Source organism: Singulisphaera rosea (genome assembly GCF_054877945.1).
The window spans coordinates 1-24255 of sequence record NZ_JBTYIP020000055.1 but is presented as its reverse complement, the minus strand read 5'-3'; the positions used below and the strand labels follow the sequence as shown (position 1 = coordinate 24255).

Annotated in this window: 14 protein-coding genes; 7 read left to right on the top strand and 7 right to left on the bottom strand. The window is 65.9% G+C overall.

Annotation, left to right across the window (positions count from 1 at the left end):
• Window positions 1-8: 8 nt before the first annotated feature.
• Window positions 9-2285 carry a pentapeptide repeat-containing protein gene (locus ACYOEI_RS40290; protein WP_462856303.1) on the bottom strand — a complete coding sequence of 759 codons (2277 nt, stop codon included), beginning with the start codon at window positions 2283-2285 and terminating at the stop codon, window positions 9-11.
• A gap of 289 nt (window positions 2286-2574) precedes the next feature.
• Here ACYOEI_RS40290 and ACYOEI_RS40285 point away from each other — a divergent pair, with 289 nt between their 5' ends.
• Together ACYOEI_RS40285 and ACYOEI_RS40280 are read left to right on the top strand one after the other, a co-directional pair.
• Window positions 2575-5592, top strand: a complete 3018-nt coding sequence (locus tag ACYOEI_RS40285; protein WP_462856302.1) for a sigma-70 family RNA polymerase sigma factor — start codon at window positions 2575-2577, stop codon at window positions 5590-5592.
• A gap of 261 nt (window positions 5593-5853) precedes the next feature.
• Window positions 5854-8961 (top strand): sigma-70 family RNA polymerase sigma factor, encoded by a 3108-nt coding sequence (locus ACYOEI_RS40280; protein ID WP_462856301.1) that lies wholly within the window; start codon window positions 5854-5856, stop codon window positions 8959-8961.
• 56 nt (window positions 8962-9017) lie between these two features.
• Here ACYOEI_RS40280 and ACYOEI_RS40275 read toward each other — a convergent pair whose 3' ends face one another.
• From ACYOEI_RS40275 to ACYOEI_RS40265, 3 genes are all read right to left on the bottom strand, one after another.
• Window positions 9018-9527 (bottom strand): hypothetical protein, encoded by a 510-nt coding sequence (locus ACYOEI_RS40275; RefSeq protein WP_462856299.1) that lies wholly within the window; start codon window positions 9525-9527, stop codon window positions 9018-9020.
• 203 nt (window positions 9528-9730) lie between these two features.
• Window positions 9731-10489, bottom strand: coding sequence for a hypothetical protein (locus tag ACYOEI_RS40270; RefSeq protein WP_462856297.1), 759 nt, complete (start codon window positions 10487-10489; stop codon window positions 9731-9733).
• Between the two features lie 34 nt (window positions 10490-10523).
• Complete coding sequence (locus ACYOEI_RS40265; protein ID WP_462856295.1) at window positions 10524-11462, bottom strand: NmrA family NAD(P)-binding protein; 939 nt, start codon at window positions 11460-11462, stop codon at window positions 10524-10526.
• Between the two features lie 266 nt (window positions 11463-11728).
• On the opposite strand from ACYOEI_RS40265, the gene ACYOEI_RS40260 reads away from it, so the two are divergent.
• The gene (locus tag ACYOEI_RS40260) at window positions 11729-12370 is read left to right on the top strand and encodes a sigma-70 family RNA polymerase sigma factor (protein WP_462856294.1); all 642 of its coding nucleotides are present in this window, start codon (window positions 11729-11731) and stop codon (window positions 12368-12370) included.
• Between the two features lie 64 nt (window positions 12371-12434).
• Here the strand turns inward: ACYOEI_RS40260 and ACYOEI_RS40255 are convergent, their stop codons facing one another.
• On the bottom strand, window positions 12435-13202 hold the full coding sequence (locus tag ACYOEI_RS40255; protein ID WP_462856292.1) for an exonuclease domain-containing protein: 768 nt from the start codon (window positions 13200-13202) through the stop codon (window positions 12435-12437).
• Between the two features lie 242 nt (window positions 13203-13444).
• Between ACYOEI_RS40255 and ACYOEI_RS40250 the strand changes: the two genes are divergently transcribed.
• Window positions 13445-13831 (top strand): response regulator, encoded by a 387-nt coding sequence (locus ACYOEI_RS40250; protein ID WP_462856291.1) that lies wholly within the window; start codon window positions 13445-13447, stop codon window positions 13829-13831.
• A gap of 179 nt (window positions 13832-14010) precedes the next feature.
• Here the strand turns inward: ACYOEI_RS40250 and ACYOEI_RS40245 are convergent, their stop codons facing one another.
• Window positions 14011-14403: a DUF4279 domain-containing protein gene (locus ACYOEI_RS40245; protein ID WP_462856310.1), complete on the bottom strand. Its 393-nt coding sequence runs from the start codon at window positions 14401-14403 to the stop codon at window positions 14011-14013.
• A gap of 362 nt (window positions 14404-14765) precedes the next feature.
• Here ACYOEI_RS40245 and ACYOEI_RS40240 point away from each other — a divergent pair, with 362 nt between their 5' ends.
• The 3 genes from ACYOEI_RS40240 to ACYOEI_RS40230 all read left to right on the top strand — a co-directional run bounded on the left by ACYOEI_RS40240 (window position 14766) and on the right by ACYOEI_RS40230 (window position 20925).
• A complete protein-coding gene (locus ACYOEI_RS40240; RefSeq protein ID WP_462856290.1) occupies window positions 14766-17708 on the top strand; it encodes a sigma-70 family RNA polymerase sigma factor in 2943 nt (980 codons plus the stop codon).
• 235 nt (window positions 17709-17943) lie between these two features.
• Complete coding sequence (locus tag ACYOEI_RS40235; RefSeq protein WP_462856288.1) at window positions 17944-18342, top strand: BlaI/MecI/CopY family transcriptional regulator; 399 nt, start codon at window positions 17944-17946, stop codon at window positions 18340-18342.
• 3 nt (window positions 18343-18345) lie between these two features.
• The gene (locus tag ACYOEI_RS40230; RefSeq protein WP_462856287.1) at window positions 18346-20925 is read left to right on the top strand and encodes a M56 family metallopeptidase; all 2580 of its coding nucleotides are present in this window, start codon (window positions 18346-18348) and stop codon (window positions 20923-20925) included.
• Between the two features lie 184 nt (window positions 20926-21109).
• Here the strand turns inward: ACYOEI_RS40230 and ACYOEI_RS40225 are convergent, their stop codons facing one another.
• On the bottom strand, window positions 21110-23920 hold the full coding sequence (locus tag ACYOEI_RS40225; RefSeq protein WP_462856286.1) for a sigma-70 family RNA polymerase sigma factor: 2811 nt from the start codon (window positions 23918-23920) through the stop codon (window positions 21110-21112).
• Between the last annotated feature and the right edge of the window lie 335 nt (window positions 23921-24255).

Sequence of the window (24255 nt, the reverse complement as noted above, 5' to 3'; positions counted from 1 at the left end):
AGGCCCTCTCAGGAGGGGTTGTCGAGGATGGCGCCACATTGTTTGATGTGTTCGAGCTGGTCGAAGTCGACGAAGGCCCCGCGGAGGTCGACCAGGTAGAAGTCGACGCCGTCGATCTCAGCTCCGCGGAGGTCGGCGTCGCGGAGGTTGGCCTTGCGGATCTCCTCGGGGGGGCGGACGTCCCGGTCGTCGAAGTCGTCGGTGTAGAAACCCGTGCGGGTTCCTTCGCTGGCGATCGGGCTTTGGACGAGGCCGCTCCTCGAAGAGCCGAGGTGGAAGCTCGCCCCGCGGAGGTCGGCGTCGCGGAGGCAGGCGCCGGGCCAATCGACTTCGGCCAGGCCCGCGTTTCGGAGGTTCGCGCCGAGGAAGTTGGCCTCGGGCATCTTCGAGCCGGTGAGCAGGGCGTCTTCGAGCCCCGCGTCCTCGAAGTCTGCGGCGGGGAGTTCCATACCTTCGAGGTTGCAGCCGGAAAGGTCGGCGCCGCAGAACTGGGCACCGACGAAGGCACCCTGGTTGAGAGGGAGGCCTCTCAGTCGGCACTCCTGGAGGTTCGCGTTGCGAAAGTCGGCTTCTTTGATGGTCGCCTCTTCGAAATCGGCACCAAAGAGGTTGGCCCCCCTGAAGCACGCGGCGTCGAGCCTCGACCCATTGAAATGGGCTCGCTGCAACGACGCATCCTCGAAGTTGGCATTCTCGAGGTTGCAGCACCGGAATGACGACCGATTGGCGCGGACCGAGGTGAGGTCCGCCGAGGCCAGGTCGGAGTTCGTGACGAAGCAACTGACCATCGAGGCCCCCTGGAGTTTGGCCCGGCGGAGCTCGGCTTCCCGGATCTGGGCCATGTCGAGCTCCGCGCCTGCGAGGTTGGCGTCGGCGAGGTCGACACCGTCCATCGACGCGTTCGAGAGGTCGATGCCCGGCCAGGATGCGAGCGCAAGATAGGCCCTTGCGAGGTTGACCCTCGATCCCGGTTCGGGCTGCCAGTCGACCCGAGAGGCATGCAGGAGGCTCGCGGCCATCGGGTGCAGGGCTGTCAGGCTCCCCCGGATGACGGCGTGCAGTCGGACCAGGGCCTGCGGCGACCTGCGGACCAGCAGCGCCGACTCCGCGACCAACTCGCGCGGGAATCGGTACTGCAGGAACTCGGGGGTGGCATCGCCCGCCAGTGTGGTGGCCACTCGTTCGGCGGCGAGCAGGACCCAGGTCGGGCGATGGCGGAGCAGGCGGATGAGCTGCGGATCCTCGACCGGCCACGACGGGTTGAACGCCAATTCCCCGGGAGCGGTGCGGCTGGCCGCGACGATGGTGAGGAAGCAACGCTCCTGCACCTTCCCAGCAACCTTGGCGTCCGGGAGTCGATGGAGGATCTCCCCGCGCAACGCGTCCCGGGCGGATCCGCCCGAAGGCTCCTGCACCATCCGATCGAGGGCGGTCGACCAGAGCTCGGGGATTCCTTGGAGGAAGCCGAGGTCTCCCGAGTCCTGGATCCGCGACATGACCGAGGGACAGGACGCCGCGTCGGTCGCCAGGAGATACTCGATCAGGTCGTCCTGGCTCCAGGGAGCGAGGCGATAGGTGGCCACGTGCTTTCGGGGGAAGGGCTGAGGCGAGGTATAGATGACGAGTGGCATCGCCGAGGCCGCGAGGATCTCCTGATGGCTGGGATCGTCGAGGAAGAGGACTCCCGGGTGGGGGTGGATCTGCGATTGAAGGTGGCGCAAGGTCGTCGACTTGCCCGAGCCGTGGGATCCCACGATCCGGACCAGCCCTTTGACGCCCGACTTGACCACCGACCGGATCTCATCTTCCAGGGGCATCGATTCGCCGCTGGCGGTGGAGAGCATCCGAGGGCGGACGCGGGCTCTGTGAGGAGGGACGCCCTCATCTTCTTCAAGGAAGACCGCGTCGGAGACCGAGCCCGAGTCTTCGGAGTCGTCAACCCAGCGATCCCACAAGGTGTTCGACTCGTCGGAAGGGGAACCGTCTTCGGGTTCGGCGGCCGGCTCCGAGTCCGAGTCTGACGTCCGGATCATTCCGAGGAACGTCCCGAAGATCCCCGCCGCGAGGGCCCCGAGCAAGGCCCGCCCAAGGATGGCCTTCAGGCCCAGGCCCGTCGCTGCCGCATAGCCGCCCGCGACGAGGGCTCCGACAATGATCCCGAGCGTTGCCAGATATTCGAGCTGGGGGAAGCTCTCACGCCTGATTCCGCGCCGCGTCGGCCTTTGGAAAATCCTGCGCACGTAAGCGGATGTGCAGGAGAAGAGGGCGTCGACCTTACGTCTCATTACGTTCCCCTCCGTTTAGCAGTCTCCGAGCGGTGCCGAAGTAGTCTTGTAGGGTGGGCACTGCCCACCAGCCTTTCCCGGTGACGGTGGGCAATGCCCACCCTTACGAAAGACTTCTCTCGGGAGAGAGACTTAACCCCCCCCCTTTGATCTCACCGTGCCTGACGAGAAAATAGGAGGACCGCGGGATTCTTCGCTTGAGGGCGAGAAATCTTGTATTCGGACCGACCTCGAGACGCACTAACCCTGCCGTTGATGATACGCCGAGGGTTTCGGAGGGGATATCTCCATGAGATACGGATCGACGGAGATGGTGCGTCGGGACTTCAACGTGCTCTTCGACAGCGGTTCCGTGTCGGGGCTGAGCGATGGGCAACTCCTGGAGCGGTTCTCGGGTCGTTGTGACGAGGCTGGGCGGCTTGCGTTCGAGGCGGTCGTGCAGCGGCACGGGTCGATGGTGCTGGGCGTCTGCCGTCGGATGCTCGAGGACCCGCACGCGGCCGAGGATGTGTTTCAGGCGACATTCCTGGTGTTGGCCTGCAAGGCGGGATCGGTGCGGAAGCGGGAGTCGCTCGGCCCCTGGCTGCACGGGGTCGCGGCCCGCCTCGCGCGACGGTCGCGCAAGCCGAGGGGTGGTCGCAAGGCAGGCTGGCCGCTCCCGGACGGGCTCGCCGCGCCGAGGGGTTCCGACGAGGGACTTGCCGACCTGCGCGGCGTCCTCGACGAGGAGCTGGTCCGACTCCCCGACCGTTACCGGCGTCCCATCGTGCTCTGCTACCTCGAGGGGAAGACCCAGGAGGAGGCGGCGCGGGAATTGGGTTGGTCGAAGGGGACGGTCTCGGGCCGACTCGCCCGCGCCAAGGATCTGTTGCGGCCTCGGCTCGTCCGCAGGGGCCTCGCCCCGACGGCCGGGTTGGTCGGCTTCGGGACGGCGGACGGCGTTGTGGCGGCCTCGGTGCCGGAGGAACTGCTCGGTGCGACGGTCCGGATGGCGGCGACGGCGGCCCTCGGCCTGACCGAGGTCGCCCCGGGCTCGCGGGCCGTGGCCACTCTCGCGCAGCATGCACTCAGGGCCATGCTGCTCGGCAAGATCCATGTGGCCGTCGGCCTCCTCCTGCTTCTCGGGACCTTCGTGGGGGCTTACCGCGTCGTCGCGGCCTCCCAGGATCGGCCCGGGCCCGATGCGAAGCGTCCTGTCGCGAAGGAGGCCCCGCCGACCCGAGTCGAACCGCGTCCCACTCCCCTGCCCCCGGGCGCCAAGGTTCGGTTGGGGACGACACGCTTCCGGCAAGAAGATATGTTGAGCCACATCAGCTTCTCCCCCGATGGACGCACGCTCGCGTCGACCGGCTGGAATGGGGCGGTCTGCTTTTGGGATCCCAAGACGGGCGAATCGTCCCCCGGCCTCGAGCCGCTCAAGGAGCCGAACTCGGCCCTGGCCTTGGCCTATTCGCCCGACGGCACGCTGCTGGCCGTGGGGAGGGACCAGGGGGTGTTGCAGGTCTGGGACTTCGTCGCGCATCGGGAACGCTTCCGAGCTTCCATGGACAACAAGGGACGCGTGCAGAGCCTGGCGTTCACGCCCGATGGCCGAACTCTTGCCTCGGCAAGCCAGGAGGAAACATGCGTCCGCCTCTGGGACACGGCGACGGGTAAGGAGCGGCGTGTCCTCAAGTTCGACGACAACATGGTCTTTCCCGGTACGCTCGCCATCTCGCCCGATGGCGCGAGGCTTGCGCTGGGGACATCCCCGCGGGCTGTCGGTGGCGCTTCGGTGCGGATCTGGGATCTCGCCGGGGGCGATGAGCCGATCGTGATCAACGACGTCAAGGATTCTCGCTTCGCGACGCTAGGATTCGCCAAGGATGGGAAGACCTTGGTTTCGGGCAGTATCCACTTCGTCAAGACCGAGAGCAAACCCGGCGGCCCGAAGGTGGCGAAGTCCGTCTGTCGGATCTGCGCCTGGGATGTTCGCGACGGCCGGCTGATCCGCACGCTCGAGCCCGGCGACGGGTCGGAAAGCGGATTCGTGATCTCGCGAGACGGGACGACCCTCATCTCCGGGCACGGGACGGAACTGATGATCTGGGACCTCGCCACATGGCGGGTCCGCCGGACGATCCCGCTCGTCGCGACGAATTCGAGCTCGCGGGAAGGGGCGATGGCGCTTTCTCCGGATGGCCGGACGTTGGCCATGTTGCGGTCCGACCACAAGATCCACATGCTCGATCTCGAGACCGGGGCATGGCTCTTCCCGGAGCCCGACGCCCACAGCGATGCGGTGCTCTCGGTCGCCTTCGCCCCCGGGGGACGCGATCTCGCCACCTCCGCCGCCGACGGGACGGTCCGGGTCTGGGATGTGGCGACCGGCCGCCACGTCCGACGGCTCGATATGGGAGAGAAGGGTTGGATCTGGTCGACCCAGGTCTCCCCGGACGGCCGGCTCCTGGCGGCGACCTCCGAGTCCTTTGTCCCAGGGATGGGGGGATTTCGTGGCGTCGCCCGTCTTTGGAACCTCGCCGACGGCCAGCTCCTTCGGGACTGGCGCTTCGACCGGCGGGCGACGCGTGTGGTGTTCTCGAGGGACAGCCGGAAGATCGCCGTAGCCACCTGGGATGAGGACACCGGCCCCGAAGGTGGAGAGAAGCCCAGCGGCGATGCCATCCACGTCTTCGACGTCGGGGACGCTCGGGCCTCGGCCAGGCACCCCGGCAAGGTCCAGACACGCCCACTGGCCGAGCTCCGGGGTCATACGGGCCGGATCCAGGCCATCGCCTTCTCGCCGGATGGGTCTTCGTTAGTTTCCGCGAGTGAAGACATGACGTTCCGGTTCTGGGATCTCGCCTCTGGCCGGTCCACGAGGCAGTTCGCGATCTCGGGACATTCCCGGACCGATCCCTATCAGCCGGGAGACCCGACCCGGATCATCGCCGCCGCGATCGCGCCCGACCTCAAGACGGCGATCACCAGCGGCCTGTGGGACGACCGGCTCATCGTCTGGGACCTGGCCGCGGGCAAGGCGGTCCGGACCCTCAGAGTCGAGAAGAACCAGGGCGCGACCCTGGCCGTCTCGCCCGACGGCCGCCTCTTCGCGTCCGCGTCGCAGACCAGCATGAACCCGGAAGGCGACGACGACTCGGTCCGGGTCTGGGACCTGGCCTCGGGCCGCGAAGTCCACCGGTTCGAGACGAAGTCCCACGGCCGGCGGCCCCTCGCCTTCTCGCCGGACGGGACGACGCTGGCCGCGGGCCTGGAGGACACCACGACTTTGATCTGGGACCTCTCCGCCGCCAAGCCGCCGGGTTGATGATTGCCGCCGGAGATGCCCCGTGGCACTCGTTGGTAGGTCTTCACCGCGCTCTTGCCGGGAGAGGTATTCACCACGAAGGCACGAAGGCACAAAGGGAAAGGTTGTCGATGGACGAATGGTCCTTGGGTCTTCTCGCTGAGTTCTTTGTGCCTTTGTGGCGAGCTTCCAACCAAACGGAGAAATCTCGTATTCGCCTTGCGTTTGCGAGGCACTAAATCTGTCGAGGGTAAGTGATGCCAGAACAGAAGGAAGTCCCCGATGGAACACGGATCGGCGGAGACGGTGCGTCGCGAGCTCGACGCACTTTTCAACGGCGGGTCGGTCTCGGGCCTGAGCGACGACCAACTCCTGGAGCGGTTCGTCGGCCGTGGCGATGAGGCGGCGCGGCTGGCGTTCGAGGCGGTGGTGCGTCGGCACGGTCCGATGGTGCTGGGTGTCTGTCGTCGGGTGCTCGGCGACGTGCATGCGGCGGAGGACGTGTTCCAGGCGACGTTCCTTGTGCTGGCGTTCAAGGCGGGTTCGGTGCGGAAGCGTGAGTCCCTGGGCCCCTGGCTGCACGGTGTGGCGTCGCGTTTGTCGAGGCGATCGCGCCGGCAGATGGAGCGTCGGAAGGCGGAGTTGCCCCTCCCGGAAGGTCTGGCGGCGGTTGGCTCGCCCGAGGGTCTGCTGGTCGACGTGCGTGGCGTATTGGACGAGGAACTGGGCCGGCTCCCCGAGCGCTACCGACGTCCGGTCGTGCTCTGCTACCTGGAAGGGATGACGCAGGAGGAGGCGGCACGAGAGCTTGGCTGGACGAAGGGGACGGTGTCGGGTCGCCTGGCGCGAGCCAAGGACCTGTTGCGGCCCCGACTCATGCGTCGGGGTGTGACGCCGGCGGTCGGGTTGGTGGGACTCGGCGTGGCACCTGACGTCCTTGCGATCGAGGTACCGCCAGCCCTGGCCTGTATGGCAGTCCGAGGGGTGGCGGCGATGGTCCTCGGCCGTCCCGAGATGGCTTCGCCCTCGGGGGCCGTGTCCTCGCTGGCGCGGCATGCGCTCAGGGGAATGGTGTTTGGCAGGGTCAAGGTTGCGGCTGCGCTGCTGCTTGTGCTCGGAACGATGGCAGGTGCGTATGGTGTCGTCTCCGCCGACTCGCAGGATTCTCCGAGGCCCGTTGCCGAACAACCGGTCACGAAGACGGATGTGCCTGGCCGTGTTGCACCGGCCGAGGCCGCATCGCCTACGGTTGCGGGACTGCGGATGGGCACGACGAGGTTCCGGCACAAAGGACGCGTGCTCGGAGTCGCTTTCTCTCCGAAGCGCCAGATGCTCACCTCGATCGGCACGGACGGGGCGGTCCGCTTTTGGGATCCCGGGACCGGTGAGCCGGCGACCGGGCTCGATCCATTCTATGTCGAAGAACTCTCGAACTCTTCGAACACTGCTGTCATCTCTTCCGAAGGGAATCGGCTGGCGGTGAGAGGGCCGAAAGGCGAACTGCGGGTTTGGGATCTAATCGCTCGTCGGGAACGATGTCGATGGCAGCAAGGAGATGTGCGACGCGATCTCTCTATATTAATGAAAACCACCCTCGCCATTTCGCCTGATGGTCAAGTCCTTGCCATTGTGGATCGTGGCAAAACGTGCGTCCGCCTTTGGGATGCCGCATCGGGAATGGAGTGGAAAACTTTGGGTTTTGGCGATAATACACAAATTTCATATAAGGCAGCTATTGTATTTTCGTATGATGGGACTTTCCTGAGGTTTTCGCCGGATGGTTCCAGGCTTGCGATCTGCGTTCGGACGCCGGGCAGGGGATGTGTGTTCTCTGTGTGGGATATTGCCAAAGGTAGAGAAGCTATTGCCTTGGGTGAATCGCCACCATTGCTAAGCCGCGAAGTTGATAATTGCAGTCCTTCTGCCATGGCATTCGCGAAGGATGGGAACGTGTTGATTATCGGTGGGTCAAGAAGGCTGAAGAATCCCGTTCGAGTTAACAATAAATTGATTATGGAAACGATGTTTTTCAGTGCTTGGGACGCTCGCAACGGTAGCAAGCTGCACGATGACGAGATGGATGGCCTTTCAGAACCTCGCGAAATGATCCTCGCGCAAGATGGAACGTCCCTGATCTCATCTCACTCGGACCGGCTACTCGTCTGGGATCTCGGGTCGTGGAAGTATCGGAAGACGATTGTTGCAGACAAAGAAAATTCATTGCATATCCAAGAAAGATTGATTTGCGATGTCAGCCTGTTCGGCGCGGTTGCGGTGTGGAACGATCATTGTGCTTTTGATCTGGTCGATATTGCAACGGGGGCGCTACGCTTCCCGGAATCCCGAGCTCATCTCGGTCGCATACGCTCCGTGACGTTTGCGCCCGGTGATCGGAATATCATTACGTGTGGGGATGAAGGGGCGGTTCACTTTTGGAATACGCAAGACGGCAGCCACGTCAGACAACTCGGGATTGTGTCTGACGACCGGCCGATCTCGACTTACGTTTCTCCCAACGGCCAGGTACTGGCGATCGTCTCGTTCCTGGGTGGCATGGGCCGATATGAGGACCGCTTGTCCGATGATCACCACTTGACGATCGTACGTTTCCTGAATCTCTCCGACGACCGGACTCTTCACGAATCGAGCGTCTCGAGTAGAATTCCGTGCGTTGAGTTCTCGCCGGATAGTCGTAAGGTTGTGATAACAGGTAATGGGGAAACGCACTACTACATCCGCCACGAAATTCGAGTGCTGGAGATTGGGGATGGAAGGGCAACAACCCGGGCCCAGGTGCCATCCTTGACGCCTCCCTTCGCCGCACTCAAAGGGGATGCCGGAGAAATCCGGTCGGTGGCGTTTTCGCCCGACGGCGGGACGATCGTTTCGGCGAGTCGTGACCTGACTTTCCGGTTTTGGAATCTGGCCACCGGGAAGGTGACGAACCAAGTTGCCATCGCCGGATATTTTGCGAACGGGATGGATCAAGGGGGAAAGCGACCTCGGTTTGACTCGGCTGTCTTCTCTCGAGACCTCAAGACAGCGATTACCAGTGGAACGGAAGACGACCGGTTCATCGTCTGGGATCTTGTCGCCGGGAGGGCGATCCGGACGATACAGGTTGAGAAATACTTGAACGTGACCTTGGCCGTCTCGCCCGACGGCCGCCTGATTGCGTCGGCGTCCCGGACGAGTCTGAACCGGGAGATCGATGATGACTCGGTCCGTGTCTGGGAGGTGGCTTCGGGGCAAGAGGTTTGCCGGTTCAAGACCGGGGTCTCCGGCCGTCGTTCGCTCGCGTTTTCGCGCGACGGGACGATGCTGGCCGCGGGACTTGAGGACACCACCGCACGGATCTGGAGGCTCCCGGCCGCAAAGCCTCCAGGTTGATGAGGACTATTGAAGGAACCTCGTCTCGTAGGTCAGCCCGCATCGATTATCCATGGTCAGCCGTTTACTGGTGCCAGGGGAATCTCCCGGAATCGCCTCACTGCCAACGTGCCGAGGACGAGGAACGCGACCACCGAAACGACCTGCGCGATAATGAGGGGAGGCTCGTTCTGGTGCGGGGCCAGCGCGTGCAGCGCCGGGATCTTTTGGAACGACTGGACGATCAGGACGAGGAAGTTGAGGAAGAACGCGAAGGTGGCCCCGATGATATACACGTGACGCCAACCGCCGGCGAGGCGTCGCGGATAGCGGGCGTAGATCACGGCCGAGAGGACCACGAGCGAGATGATGCCGAAGGCGAGGCCGGGCGTCATCCCCTTGATCGGGAACCCGAACCCCGTGACGCTCGTCAGGACGGTGGTGGCCAGGAAGAAGGCCGTCCACCGGTCCTGCCGTTTGTCAGCGATCATCCCGAACAGGACGACGAAGCCCGAGGCGATGGCCGCAAGGCTGATGGCGACGTGAAGAATGGTGAAGGCCGGGAGGGCGGACGCTGGGATGAGCATAGTGTTCATAGCTCCAATCGAGATGGATCGTCGATAGCCGATCCGTAGACAACGAATTTCGGTGGGTTTATGTCCCGAAACCCGTTTTTTTCTTAAAAACGGGTTTCTGTGTGGGGGGTAGACGTCGACGTCTCGCGATGGCCTGGCAGTGTTGGGTGAGTCAGAAACCCGTTTTTTAAGAAAACAACAGGTTTCGGGAGAGGTTATGGGAGAGGCTCGGGATTAGGGGGTTGGAACGGGCTGAGCCTGATGGGCTTGTGCAAATCAGGGGAGGCGAGCGCCTGGAGGATCGAGACGACGTGGAGGGCGATCCCGATCGGCGCGAGGAGCGCCGGGATCCAGACGACGGGCCAGGTGGCGATCGCGGTGAACGGGTCTCCCGGCCAGTCGAGGTGGAGCGGGCCGGGGGTGGAGGTGGCCACGGTCCCGATGGCGTTGAGGAGCATCGCCAGGCCGAATAGGTTCCAGGCGATCGTCGACCTCGGGCCGAGCCGCCTGAAGGCGATCCCGGCCGCAACGAGCGGGGCCGTGAGGCCGACGAGGGCGTCGAAGTTCCGGCCCTCGAAGGTGACCTGGACGGGGGCGACCCCTTCCGCGTGCAACCTCCAGAAGGCGAGCTCGACGCCCACCCGGAATGACTGGAGGGCCACCGGCTGCCACGGAGGGATCTTCGCCAGGAGTCGACGGAACGTCGGAGTCCAGGCGAGCCAGCCGAACGTCGCCAGGGCAGTCAGGGGGAGGAGCGGCCACCGCGGCGGGGAGTTGGTTCGGGCGGCGAGGACGTTGCTCTGGGCCAGGATCGCCGTGACGCAGAGCCAGGCGATCAGGCCGCAAGCGACGGACGGGGCCAGGGCGCGAGGCAGCCTGGCCTTGCGGGCCACCCGAGCGAGCCCGAGCGTGAGGAAGACGACCACGACGGCCGTCGTCCCGGTCAGCAACAAGGTCGAGAGCGATCCGGTCATGACGCATTCTTCTCGGGGAGTTTGGAGGAGGAGGTCACTCGAAGGCCGCGCGACGCGCCTCGATGAAGGCCTCGAGCGACGTCGGGGGTCGGCCGCCGAGCGTCTCCACGAGGTCGTTGGTGCCCGCGAAGAACCCGTTCTGGTGGTCGATCGCGACTTCCTTCAAGTGTTGCACGGTGAAGGAGTCGCCGGGGCTGTCCGACTTGCCCCCGAGCTCGCCGTAGAGGTTCCGGGACGATGCCCCCTCGTTTGGATTCCGCCGGTTGGTTTTCAGCAGCGCCAGGAAGTCGTCGAAGCTGATCTGCTTGTACTCGATGGGCTTGCCCAGCACCCGGCTCAGGACCTGGGCGATCTCGGCATAGGTGTATTCGACCGGGCCATAGAGGGGGTAGATCGCCCCGTTGTGCCTGGCGGGGTCCTCGAGGATTCCGGCGATCACCCGCCCCTGGTCCTCGGCCGTGATCGGGGCGTGCTTGCCGGTGCCGAACGGCACGTGGAGCAGCCCGGCCTTGATCATCGGGGCGACGTAGATCAGCCATTCGGCGAAGTAGGTCGGGCGGATGTGCGCGACGGTGACCCCCGACCAGTCGAAGACCCGCTCGGCCAGCCAGTGGTCGGTCGCCGCGTGGCTCTTGGCATTCTCCCTCGCGGTCACCTGCGACATGTTGACGATGCCGTCGACGCCCGCTTCCTTCGCGGCCTGGGCGAAGTAGGCGGTCGCCTGTACGATGCCGAAGCGGATCGGGTAGACGAAGTAGGCCCTCTGGACGCCGTCGAGCGCGGCCCGCACCTGGCCGAAGTCGAGGAGGTCGCCGTAGACGACCTCGGCGCCCCGGTCCTCGAGCCGCTTCGACCGGTCGTCCCGCCCGTGGGCCAGCGCCCGGACCTTGTGGCCGCGTGCCAGGAGCTCGTCGACGGTCGCCCGGCCGGTGTCCCCCGTCGCGCCGGAGACTAAAACCTTACCTGTGATCACTTGATCTCTCCGTTGAGTGTTCATCGAACTCGAACGCTTGCCCCGGGGAAGGACCACTTGTTCCGTCCCTCCCGCCGGGCAAGACGGCGATTGGCCCCGTTCGTTGCGGCCTTCCTCATCTCTAGGCGGCGCGACGCGACATCGATCGTGAACGGCATACGAGATCGAGGGATCGAGTCGGTCGGGAATCACCGCCGGCATTGGGGAAGGCACCGATTGTCAGGCCCGTGGCAGAGCGCCCGAATATCCAGTAGGATCAGGGCGTTATGGATCAGGACCGGACGACATTCGTGGTCCAGGGATACCTCGACGAACTGGCCGGGATCGGGGGCAAGTCTGAGGCCGAGCCGATCATCTCAGCCCTCCTCGGCCGGTCGGCGAAGAGGCTCGAACGACTCTGCGCGACGCTGCTCTATCGGAAGTACCCCAGGCTGGCCCAGCCCCCGCTCGGGCTGGAGGCCGAGGAGATGCTCCAGGCGGTGGTCGAGAGGCTGCTCCGCGCGTTGCGTGAGACGCGTCCGAACTCCGTCCGAGGCTTCTTCGCCCTGGCCGGCCAGCACATGCGCTGGGAGCTGAATGACCTGGCTCGTCGCCTGGACGAGGCGGGGAAGCCGGTGGACATCCAGGGGATCGACGTTGCCGCTCCCGCGAGCAGCGCCTCGGGGTTGCACCCGGCGGCCCGCCGCATGCTCGACGCCATCGACAGGCTCCCGGACGGCGAGCGCGAGGTGCTGGACCTGGTGCGGATCCACGGGATGACCCAGGTGGACGCGGCGGATTTGCTCGGGATCTCGGTCAAGACCGTCCAACGCCGGTTGCAACGCGCCCTGATCATCCTGGCCGCGGAGTTGAATGACCTGAGGCAAGCCCCATCCGTCGATACGAATTCGCTCGACGTCGAGCGCTAGGTCGATACCTTCGACACGGGATTGAGCGTCATGTCGAGGGAGGAGCAAATCCGGCTTCCTCGCCTCAACCTGCCTGTCTCAGCGCCTCCGAGGCGATCAACTTGGTGTCGTCGAAGTAGTCGTCCCGGAGCATCCATTGCAAATAGTCGGGCTTTGTCCTGGCGATGTCGTCCAGCGACCGGCCCTTGTACTTGCCCTTGATGAAGACGATCGTCCCCTCGTCGCATCGACCGAACATCCCGCTCAGGTCAAGGGCCTTCGGGTCGGTGCAGACTTCGTGGAGCCCGTCCACGGTCCTGGGAAGATCCTCATATCGGGAGACTTGCGCGTCGAGGATGGCCAACGTCGCCAGGACGTCCGCGGCGGCGCCGTGGGCCCCTTCGTGGTCGAGGCCGCAGTAGAATTTGTAGGCGGCGGTCAGGTCGCGGCGTTCGCGTTGGTGGAAGATGTGGCAGGCGTCGACCACCTTCCGGCCGGAGACTGGGAAGATGATCCCGGCACGGTTGTACTCGGCGGCCAGGAGCCGAAGGTCGTACTTGAGGACGTTGAAGCCGCAGAGGTCGCAATCATCGAGGAACTTCGTCAAGCCTGGGGCAATGGCGCGGAAGGTTGGGCAGTCGACCACGTCGTCGTCGGAGATGCCGTGGATGGCGGTCGACTCCGGAGGAATGGGGACGCCGGGGTTCACCCGCCGGGTCCTGTGGTCGGAGCCACCTCCGGGGAGAAGTTTGAGGACGCTGATCTCGATGATGTGATCGACCTTGGTGTCCGTCCCGGTGGTCTCCAGGTCGAAAACGGCCAGGGGCCGTTCGAGGATGATGTTCTTGAGCATGATCCCTCCGAGTGGCGTTGCCCTCTTGAGGGTTTTCGGCACAGCCTCGATCCCAGTCTCGGCGTTCTGCCCTAAGGTCGGGCGATTTTCATGCGACTTGTTGCATAATCCTCCTGTTCGGCCCCATGTGCGGGCGTATGGTGGCTTGGTCGTCCCTGTCCAGCGTCTTTGCGGCATGAAATTTGCTCTTCCGCTAGGTGGAAAATTCAATCTTATGTCCAAGGTTCAGGAAGAACCCAATCATGACGAACTCTCATCTGCTCGTGGTCGACGACGATCCGTATACCCGGATTGCCCTGAATGCCTTCTTCACTCGCGGTGGCTGGCGAGTGTCGCTCGCCGCAACGGTCGCCGAGGCACTTCCGCTGCTCGCTCATTCTCCGGACTACCTGATCCTGGATCTGAATCTGCCCGATGGCGGCGGCGAGGCGGTCCTGGCGGAGATGCGGGCGAAATCCAACGAGACCCAGGTCGTCGTCTGCTCGGGCGTCGATGACGCGGGGCGACTTGCCGATGTGAGGCGGCTCTCTCCTGAGATGATGATGAGCAAGCCCATCGATCTCGCCGCGATTTACGAGTTGCGTGACAGGGCAGAGATCTTTCGTCAGAAATGTCTGATGGCGCAATAGATTTGTAGTAATATTTGGTTTTTTCTCGTTGGGGTCTACCTGGTGATGCGAGAGGATGGTGGGCCGATGTGCCATCCACCCGGGGAACGGAGTTGCAGACCCCGCCTACAATAGATCTGTGAAATCAACCATGCCCGCGACCGAGTGAATCGTTAGGCGGACTTGTCGTTGGCTATTAGTTATTCTTTTGTTTCATCATCATTATTGTCGTCGAATGGTCCGTAGAAGTCGAACCAGAGCATGATGTTGAGGTCGGCCAGCCTTCGCATCTGAGCGGGAGGGAGTTCGGGCCCGCCGTTTCCGAGTTTGGAAAGCCAGAAGCATGAGATGTCCATTTTGCATCCCTCGTCCTGAAGGGCTCGGACCGCCTCGGCCTTTGGCGTCAAACGATCGAGAAGCCAATCGATGTGGGGGCGCGAATCTCGAGAATCGACTTGATCTCGTGACGTTAGAAACCAGCCGTTGATCGGGGCGGGCCTCGGCGGACGACGACTACTGAATACCAGCTCACCTTGGCGTTGCCAGCTCGAGGGCTGGAGGCGAAGGCGATCCGTAATCATGGACGGGTCCATTTCGCCCGGATAAACCCGAAACGTCGCGAAAGTCTCGACGCTCATCTCCGATTCATCGTCGGACATCGAATCCTCCTATAGCTGCTCAGGAGCACAGATCTGCCACTTGTGCCCTGATTTTTAACGTTGACGTCGCATCAGGAGTGCCCCCGATAGACGGGGCACTCCTTCCCCGTTATTGCTCCGGCCAAGTCGGACGCCGCGGGGCAAGAGGGCCCCACCCATCGGGGGGATGGTCGCGTACGACGAGTGCCCTTCAAACCTTGATTAGGGATGTCGAAGAGCGACGAGTTTCGAAAAAGTTGTAAGTCGCCGGCCCTCACCCGGGAGTTTACAGTAGACGGGGTGATCCTTGGAGGGCCATGACCATGACGCGCATGCCGATGAGCGTGCCTCGGGAGCCACGCCAGGGCCACTGGAGTGGCGGCGGCGTCGAGGAGGGCGCGAGGATGACGGATCGGGAACTGCTGGAGCGGTTCGCAGTGGCTCGGGACGAAGAGGCCGAGCGGTCGTTCGCGACCCTGGTCGAGCGGCACGGCCCGATGGTTTTTGGGGTCTGCCGGGGGATGCTCGGCGACTCTCATGGGGCCGAGGATGCGTTCCAGGCAACGTTCCTGGTCCTTGCCCGCAAGGCCGGCGTGCTCCAGCACCCGGAGTCGCTGGGCCACTGGCTGCACGGCGTGGCCTGCCGCACCGCGCGGAAGGCGAAAGCCCGGGGAGACCGCCTCCGACACCGCGAGCGGCAGGAGATCGGTATGGCGCACGAGGAACCCGTCGGGGACGAGGGCCGGCAGATGCTGGGGCTGGTCCGCCGAGAAGAGGTCGAGGCGCTCCACCAGGAGATCGGACGCCTGCCGGAGAAATATCGGGCCCCGCTGGTCCTGTGCTACCTCGAAGGGCTCTCGCACGCCGAGGCGTCGGAGCGGCTCCGCTGGCCCCTGGGGACCGTCAGCGTGCGCCTGATGCGCGGGCGGGAGCTGCTCAAGGGGCGGCTCGTGCGTCGAGGATTGGCGCCGGCGTCGGCCTTGCTTGCGTGGTCGGCCTTGCCCGAGACGGCGACGGCCGCTCTCCCCCCTGCCCTTGCACAGTCCACGGTCCGCGCCGCGGTGCGGTTCGCCGCCGGGGAGACGCTGGCGGCCGGGGCGGCCTCGACAACGGTGGCCGCCCTGGCCGAACAGATCCTGGGCGCGGTCGTCGCGAATTCGCTGGTCCCGCTCTGGGCCATGACCGCCTTCACCGCCGGCGTCATCGCGTTGTCCTCGGTCGGGTTCCTCTGGTTCACGGCCGACGAGCTACGAGCCGACGAGTTCCCCCGCAATCAAACGGCCGCCCTCGAGCCATCGGCGCCGTCGAAGCCCGTCGAGGCGAAGACGGCCGTCGTCGACCCGGCCCTGGTGGACGCCCTGAAGAGGTCGGTCGTGCCCGGCGCGTCGAAGCCTTCGGCGAAGGCGGTCGGCGGGGACGAGGCGCTGGCCGAGTACCGCGCGCTCGCGTCCCGGACGGGAAAGTCGGCCGATGCGCATGTGACGCTCGCCCTCTGGTGCGAGTCCCACGGCCTCACGGCCGAGCGGCTCAAGCACCTGGCTTTGGCGGTGCTGACCGACCCCGGCCACGCGGCCGCGCGGGGGTTGCTGGGCCAGATCGCGTTCCGGGGCCACTGGCGACGGCCCGAGGAGGTCCTGACGCAACTCCAGGGGGACCCCAAGCTCGCCGCGACCCTCTCGGAATACAACTCGCGACGTCGGGCGATCGAGGAGTCGGCCGAGGCCCACTGGAAGCTCGCCCTTTGGTGCGAGAAGAGTGGCCTCAAGGATGAGGCCACCGCCCATCTGACGGCGGTGACTCGCCTGGCCCCCGAGCGCGAGGGGGCCTGGCGACGGCTGGGATACAAGGAGTCGAACGGCCGCTGGCTGAAGCCCGAGCAGATCGCCGAGGAGCATGCGGAGGCGGAGGCCCGGGCGCTGGCCGACCGCCGCTGGAGGCCGAAGCTGGCGCACTGGAAGGGGGCGATGAAGGACGCAGGCCGACGCGCTTGGGCCGAATCCAAACTCCTCGGCGTGACGGATTCGAGGGCCGTGCCCTCGATCTGGGCCACGTTCGTCCTGGGAGGGCCGGCCGACCAGGTCGTCGCGACCCGGATGCTCGGGCAGATCGAAGGTCGGCCCGCGACGCGGGCCCTCGCCATGCTCGCCGTCGGGAGTGATTCGGCCGAGGCCCGCCGGATCGCGACCGAGACCCTCGCCCGCCGCGACAACACCGAGGCCGTCAGCCTGTTGGTCGGGCTCTGGCGCGACCCGGTCAAGTACAAGGTCAAGCCGGCCCTCGGGCCCGGCCAGCCCGGCACGCTGCTCGTCGAGGGGGAGCGATTCAACGTTCGACGGCTCTACGCCGTCCCCCCCATGCCCGCCGATACGGTCCTCCGCGCGATGGACCCAACCCAACCTCCGCAGGGATCATCGCTCATCCGGCTGACGGAGATCTATGGGCCGGACTATGCGAGGACCTTGACGGGAACGGACCTCCCGAGACTCGTCGCGCGGAACATCCAGTTCGTGCGGGCGAACCTGACCGAGGCCGACCGGGCGACGTTCGCGGCGCGTCGGCAGATGGCCGACGACATCGACCAAATCGACGCCTTCAACCGGCCGATCATCGAGCTCAATGAACGGCTCCAGTCGATCCTGGCCGTGATCACCGGGAAGGACCTGGGCCGGGAGGGGAGCGCGTGGCGGAGCTGGCTGGCCGACCGGCAGGGGGACCTGTACGAGGCGACCCAGTCGTCCCCGAAGCCGACGATCGACGAGGAGGTCGTGATCGCCTACAGCCCGAACTACCAGCGACGCCTGGCCGATTGCTTCGGCGCGGGGACCGAGGTCCGGACTCGCGAAGGGACCCGGCCAATCGAGTCGATCCGCGTCGGCGACGCCGTGCTGACCCAGGACACGACGACCGGGGCCCTCGGCTTCGGGTCGGTCGTGGCCGTCCACCGGCACCGGCCGACCCAGACCCTTCGGGTCGACCTCGACGGCGGCGAGCCCGTCGTCACGACCCCGGTCCACCGGTTCTGGAAGGCCGGCCAGGGGTGGGTCATGGCCCGAGAGCTGAAGCCCGGAGATACCCTCCGCGTCGTCGGCGGCGTGGCCAGGGTCGTCGGCGTCTCGAGCGAGAAGATCCAGCCGGTGTTCAACCTCGAGGTCGGGAAGGATCAGAGCTTCTTCGTCGGGGGGCAGGGATTGCTGGTGCATGATAATAGCCTGATCCGGGCCGGAGCGGGCGGCTTCGATGGGGGGCCATTGAGCCATTGAATGGAGGGGCATTTTTTAGCCATGGATGAAACACGGATGGAACGCGGATAGGGAAAAAGGAAAATAGATAGATAAGATAGGGAAAGGTGCGGCGAGCCGCCGTCATTGGGGCTCGCCGTTTTCTTGCGCGAGGGGTGAAGGTTAGGGTTGTCGATTTTTGTTGACAGGAGGCGTCGATCGGTTACAGTTGTCGCCGGGCGATGAGGATGGTTTTGGGGCCCGGTGGGGTGGAGATATGGCTCGCGAGGATTCGGATCCGGATCCGCTGACGGCGGCGGAGTGGAAGGTGATGAAGATCGTCTGGCGGAGGAAGGGCTGCGCCTCGCGCGACGTGTGCGAGGAGGCGGGGCGGGAGCAGGGGTGGGCGTCGAGCACGGTCAAGACGATGCTCAGGCGGCTCGTGGAGAAGGGGCACCTGAGCACGACCCAGGTGGGCAACAGCTTCCTGTATCGGCCCACGAAGCCGGCCTTGAAGGCGGTTTTGGGGGCGGCGGATGCCCTGCTCGACAACGTGCTCGAGGGCATGACCGGCCCCCTGCTCGCTCACATGGTCAAGAAGAGCAAGCTCTCGGCCGAGGAACTCGCCCGGCTCCGCGCCCTGATCGAGGAACACGAGCCTTCGAAGGAGGACTGAGCGATGCCGACGATCGAGGTCTTGAATGCGTGGGGAGCGTGGTGGGCCGCCGTCGCGCTACGCAGCCTGGTCGAAGGCTCGGCGCTCCTGGGAATCGTCGCGATCGTCTGGCTCGCGATCCGGCGCCGGGCTTCGCCGGCGCTCGGACACGGCCTGTTCCTGCTCGTCTTGCTGAAGTTGGTCGTACCCCTCCCCGTCGCCATCCCCAACGCCTGGGTCGCGATCTGGCCGCAACATCTCGTCGAGCACGCGACCGGGCACGCCCTTGAGGCCCCGCTGCACTCGGTTCGTCGCGAAGTCGGAACGCTCGCGAGATCGGGGGTGGACGGACGCGTTGGGCGGGAGGCCGCACTGAAGTCTCCGGAGGCATCGGCCTCCCGAACGGAGGCGGTGAGATCCAAGGCGCGGCTCTCGGCCGCGTCGGCACTGATGATCGCCTGGGCGGCGGTCGTCGCGGGCCTCCTGGCGCGGTTAGGCTGGTCCGAGTGGAGGATGCGCCAATTGCTGGCGAGGGCAACAACCCTCGATCTGGCCGCCCTTCCCGTCGACGTCGAGCGGCTGGGGAGATCCCTGGGATTGCGGCGTCCGGTTCCGCTCCTGGTCAGCCCGGCCATGGCCTCGCCCGGGGTCTGGGGATTAGTTCGGCCTCGCGTGATCCTCCCCGAGGGGCTCGTCACGCAACTGGCCCCGGGGCCGTTGAGCTGGGTCCTGCTCCATGAGCTGGCGCACATCCGCCGGGGCGACCTCTGGGCTTTGACGTTCCAGCGCCTGGTCCGGTGCCTCTACTTCTTCCATCCCGCGGTCTGGGTCGCCGGACGGGTGCTCGACGTCCAGCGGGAGTATGCCTGCGACGACGCGGCCCTGTCCGCCGCTGATGACGTCCCCAGGCGCGACTGCGGCTCGGCCTTCCTCGCCGTGATCGAATACGCCGAGGCGACGCCGGGGGTGGCCCTCGTGGCGTTGGGCATGTCTCCAAGAGCGGTGCAGCTCAGGGGGCGGCTCCTGCGCATCCTGGATCCCCGACGCCCGGTCCGCAAGGGCATGACACGAGGGGCCGCCGCGGTCCTGGTGCTGCTCGGCCTGCTTGTTCTGCCCCACGTCCGGGCGACCGGGACGGAAGGCGATCCCCCGTCTCCGCCCCCTGCCCCGGCCTCTCCGGCGGCGAAGGACGAGGCGGCCGTGAAGGTGACAGCGAAACCGGCTTCGGCGCCGGCCCCCGAGTTCGACGGTATCATGAAGACCTCGGTGCCCATCACGGTCCGAGGCCGCGCGGTCGACCCCAAGGGGAGGCCGGTCGTCGGGGCGACGGTCTCCCTGGTCTCGACCAATGGCATCGACGCCCCGCTCGGCTCGACGACCACCGACCGGGACGGTCGTTACACGTTCGCCGAGGCTTCCTTGCCGGTCTCACGCTCGCAGAAGGAAACTCCCCTGGCGGGGACGTTCCAGGTCTACGGCACGGCCCCCGGTTTCGGGTTCGCCTGGCACGGGATGCGGTTTTACCAACCCTCGCCCCGACAGGCTGGACAGAACGTCGCGGGAGAGAATCACACCTTCTACAAAGGTGATCCGCTCGTCATGGATCTGACGTTCGCCGTCGAGTCCGTGCTCAAGGGACGGATCGTGGACGGTGAGGGCAAGCCGGTGGCCGGCGCCAAGCTCTCGCTCGGGAACTGCGACTATCTCGACACTGGAGGCCGCGAGGATCACCTCAACTTTCGAGAATTCTGGTGTATTTACATGATCCCTGATGCCGTCCGGGCGACGACCACCGACCAGGACGGCCGCTTCCGGCTCGGTGGAGTGCCGAAGGAGGCCGGCTTCTGGGTCCACGTGACCCATCCCCAGTATGCCCGGGTCACGTTCTTCACGGCCACGACCGAGCGTCCGAAGGGCTCGTATGACTACCCTCGCGAGCAGACGAGCTACATGAAGGTGACGCCTCCGGTCCTGACGGGCGACCTGAACCTCGTCATGCACGCGACCCGACGCGTCGCCGTGCGAGTGGTCGATGCCCTCGACGGTCGGCCGGTCCCGAACATCCGCGTGAGTGCGGCCGAAGGCACCAACGGCGTCGGGGCGAACGGTGTCGGGGCTTATGGCGTCTCGGACGCCGAAGGAAAGCTCGAATTGAAACTCCCGCCCGGCCCGTACTCGATCCTGGCCGACCCGCCCCGCCAGGACTCCCACATCGTTCGCACCAAGACGACGATGACCGTGTTCGACCGGCCCGGCGAGCGAGAGCAGTCGTATGAACTCGAGGTGAACCCTGGCTGCGTCCTCACCCTAGAGGCCGTCGATGCCGACACCGGCGAAGGGATCCCGGACGTCTCGTTCATGGTCGAGTCCGATCGATCGCCGGGGGTCCGGAACACCGTGCAAGGTTCGACGGCCTACGTCGAAAACTCCCGGACCGACGCAAGCGGCAAGCTCCGCGCCGTGGTCGAACCCGGCGAGCGGACGTTCTCCCTGGGCTTTGTCCCCGCCTCGACGGGATATCGGCAAGAAGACCTCGTGGCCAAAGTCAAGCTGCCCGCGGGCAAGCCGGCGAGCGTTCGCTTCGAACTGCATAAACGCGAGTGAGGAGCGGGGGATTCTTAGCCACGGATGGAACACGGATAAAAGAGAAAACAGGAAATCGTTTCTGAATGACTGTGCTGTCAGCGGAGGGGAATCCACCAAGCGATGAAGGCGTGGTGGATTCCCATTCTATGTCCTACTGCCTTCTTCTCCCCACCTCCTGCTCCCTCTTCATACTGTTTACTGCCTACTGTCGACTCCCGACTCCCGACTCCCCCGTGAGCTTGCTGATCCGCGCAGTGGCCTGTCGGCCTGGCTCGGAGTCGGGGGCGGTGCGGGCGATTTCGCGGTAGTAGGTGAGGGCGCCGGGGATTTTGCCCATCTTTTCGAGGGCCTGGGCTGCGGGGAATTGGGTTCGGGCGCGGCTGGCGGCCTGTTCGGCGAGCTTGCGGCGCTGGGTTTCCTGCCAACGGTCCTGTTCGAGGGCCACGGCGGCTTCTCGTCGCTGGCGCGCGAGGGCCTCGGGTGTTCGGCGTTCTTGCGTCTCGATGCGGGATTCGAGCTCTGCCGCGAGCATGACGCCGGGGGTTGATGCGGCCGAGGGGGCGACGAGCGACTTCAGGAAGGCCTCGATCTGGGCCTGCTCGCGCGGGGTTCGGGCGAAGAACTGGAGCGCCGAGGCCTGGGCCTGGCCCTCGTGGAGCGCGATGGTCTCTTCCAAAGTCTGGGCTCGGCCGTCGTGGAGGTACGGGCCCGAGTCGCGATAGCCCCAGAGCGGTGGGGTCCGCCACTCGTTCGGCCTCGGGCCGCCGGGCGTGTACGGACCTTCGTTGCCGTAGTAGCTCCCCGAGTCGCTCAGGCTGGAGCCCATGTTGTGCAGCAGGAGGTCGCTGTAGATCCCCCGCACCTCGCCGAGCGTCGGCGAGTGGCAGGAGGCGCATCCGACCTCGGCGAAGAGACGTCGTCCTTGGTGCATGTCCTCGGTCCCGCTCGGCCCGGTCGGGTCGATGACCACGGGGGCGGGCAAGGCCCGGACGTAGGCGACCATCGCGTCGCACTCCCGATCGGTCAGGTCGAGGCCCTTCGCTTTTGCGTCGGGGGCGATCGGCGAGATCGCCTGCGAATGGCCGGGGACCTCCAAGCCGAGCTCGTTGGCACAGGCGGCGCGGACGAACTCGTGCAGGCTCGCGACCTGCGCCTTCCAGCCGAACCGGCCGATCCCTCCCCCGGTCGTGCGGTTGACGCGCCCTCGCACCTCCTTCGGCTGTTGTTCGGCGAGTGCGATCAGCACGGCCGTCGGGATCGCGTCGATCCGGCCTGCGCCGAAGAGGGGCGGAGGATTGCGCTCCGAGAGGGCGAAGGTGAAATCCTTGGTCGGTTGCAGGCGGGCGATTTGCTTCTCGTACCGGTGGTTTGGGCGGGTCTGCGCCTTGATCGCCAGGATCCGGGCCTTGGCGAGCTCCTCGGGCGTGGTCTCGGTCGTGTCCGAGTCTGGAGGCGTGTCCGGGCTCGGCTCGCGTTGGGATTGGTAGAACCGCGTGCGCCAGGACTCGTACCGAGAGTCGGTCCCGAAGCGGTGGAGGACGATGCTGCGCGTCCCTCGGAAGCCGGGATGGATCAGCTCCAGGCCTTTGAGCTGGATCCGGCCGGTGGGGGTGGCCGAGACCAGGACGACGTTCTTCCCCGAGGGCCCGGCGCCTCCGGGGCCTCCGAGGCCGTGGCAGGCCATGCACGAGGTCTCGTTGTAGACGGGCCCGAGCCCGTCGCCGCCGTGGCCCATCGGGTCGTCGGGGACCCACTCCTTGGCGAAGAGGGCCTCGCCCTGCACCCACTCGTCCCGCAAGGCACGCTCCCCGGCCGTCAGCGTGACGTCGGCCTCCGGCATCATCCGCTTGGTGTGGAAGTCCCCACCGAGCTCCTTCACCACATCACTCGTCCTCCGGACGAGCTTGGCTTCGGGCGCATCGGCCTTCGCGGGGGGCGAAGTCGGGCGACCGGCGACGATTGTCGTCGTCGGTTCGGGGGTCGGTTTTTCGGCCTTCGTCGGAGCCTGGACGGGGTGCCGCGTCGGCTGGCCTTCGGAGTGCGGCACGACGCCGGCACCGGCGCCTTGCCGAGTGCCCCCGATCGGTGCCAGGGTGGGGATTCGAGGTTGTCGAGGTGTGCCGACCCAGCCGACGGTCGCGGTCATCCCGAGGGCGAGGACCAGCCTCACCGCCATCTTCGCCCGGCCGACGGCCATCGCCTTGAGCACCGCCTCCGTGAGGGCCGCGACGGGGGCCGAGACCAGGCCGGCGGCCGTAGTCTGGGTCGTGGCGAACCGCGTCGCCGCGTGCATCGTGGATTCGACGAGCGTCGCCGGCAACCACGCGGAGGCGCTCTCCGCCCCGACCAGGGCCCCGAGCAGTCCGGCGGAAGGGGCCAGCCCGCGCCGGATGAGCCGCACGCGGAGTCGGTCTCGAGCCCGACTCAGTCGGACGCTGATCGTCCCGACCGGGCAGTGGAGCCGTCGGGCCGCCTCCTTGTAGGAGAGGCCCTCCAGATCGCAGAGGACGATCGGGATCCGGTAACGCTCGGGGAGCCGGGCGACCTCTTCGTGCAGGGCCTCGAATTCCTCACGGCCGAGCAGGCTTAGCTCGGGACGGCCCTCTCGGCCGACTGGTTCTCCTTCGCTCCATTCAGCGTTCGGGGACTCGCGCCGGCGGTTGCGGTCGTAGCCCATCCTCGCCTCCCGGGCCGTGCGCAGGGCGACCCCGTAGAGCCAGTTCGCCAACAACTCCGGGTTGCGGATCGAGCTCGCCTTCCGCGCCAGGATCAGGAACACCGCCTGAAACGCGTCCTCGGCGGCGTGAGGGTCGCCGAGGATCTGCCGGCAGACGCGCAGGACCATCGGCCCGTGCCGCCGGACCAACGCCGCGAACGCGACCTCGGCCCATTCGTCGTGCCGGGCGTGGAACCGCGCGAGCAGTTCGCTGTCACCCACCCCCACATCAGACCGCTCGCCCGGTTCGAATACCTGCAGCGGTCGACGGGTCGCCTCCGAGTGCGGATTTGCCATGTGGACGATCTCCCAAAAGCGTCGGGCCTGTCCTCACGATACTACTGGGAGCTCGAGGCGATCGTGTTTCATTTTAGGGGTTGGCCTGGCAAATGCGTCGGGGAGGGGGATTTGTTAGATCGGTTAACGTTTGTCTGACACACGGCACAATCTGACCCGAACCCGAGAGCGGAGACGGAAACGGGGACTGGCTCCGCAGCGAAGCGTAGGTGCCTGCTCAGAAAATCCCGGAGTCGCGATCGGCTTGTCATGCGCGCACGCCGAACGCCGTCGCTCTTGGGAAGCTCTTCGAGCGACTCGGGGCCGTCTCACGAATCCTCCGGTTCGTTAGGCGG

Bases quoted from the DNA above. Each gene is read 5' to 3' on its own strand.
- ACYOEI_RS40290 (WP_462856303.1), bottom strand. From the start codon at position 2,285: ATGAGACGTAAGGTCGACGCCCTCTTCTCCTGCACATCCGCTTACGTG.
- ACYOEI_RS40285 (WP_462856302.1), top strand. From the start codon at position 2,575: ATGAGATACGGATCGACGGAGATGGTGCGTCGGGACTTCAACGTGCTC.
- ACYOEI_RS40280 (WP_462856301.1), top strand. From the start codon at position 5,854: ATGGAACACGGATCGGCGGAGACGGTGCGTCGCGAGCTCGACGCACTT.
- ACYOEI_RS40275 (WP_462856299.1), bottom strand. From the start codon at position 9,527: ATGCTCATCCCAGCGTCCGCCCTCCCGGCCTTCACCATTCTTCACGTC.
- ACYOEI_RS40270 (WP_462856297.1), bottom strand. From the start codon at position 10,489: ATGACCGGATCGCTCTCGACCTTGTTGCTGACCGGGACGACGGCCGTC.
- ACYOEI_RS40260 (WP_462856294.1), top strand. From the start codon at position 11,729: ATGGATCAGGACCGGACGACATTCGTGGTCCAGGGATACCTCGACGAA.
- ACYOEI_RS40255 (WP_462856292.1), bottom strand. From the start codon at position 13,202: ATGCTCAAGAACATCATCCTCGAACGGCCCCTGGCCGTTTTCGACCTG.
- ACYOEI_RS40250 (WP_462856291.1), top strand. From the start codon at position 13,445: ATGACGAACTCTCATCTGCTCGTGGTCGACGACGATCCGTATACCCGG.
- ACYOEI_RS40245 (WP_462856310.1), bottom strand. From the start codon at position 14,403: ATGGACCCGTCCATGATTACGGATCGCCTTCGCCTCCAGCCCTCGAGC.
- ACYOEI_RS40240 (WP_462856290.1), top strand. From the start codon at position 14,766: ATGACCATGACGCGCATGCCGATGAGCGTGCCTCGGGAGCCACGCCAG.
- ACYOEI_RS40235 (WP_462856288.1), top strand. From the start codon at position 17,944: ATGGCTCGCGAGGATTCGGATCCGGATCCGCTGACGGCGGCGGAGTGG.
- ACYOEI_RS40230 (WP_462856287.1), top strand. From the start codon at position 18,346: ATGCCGACGATCGAGGTCTTGAATGCGTGGGGAGCGTGGTGGGCCGCC.
- ACYOEI_RS40225 (WP_462856286.1), bottom strand. From the start codon at position 23,920: ATGGCAAATCCGCACTCGGAGGCGACCCGTCGACCGCTGCAGGTATTC.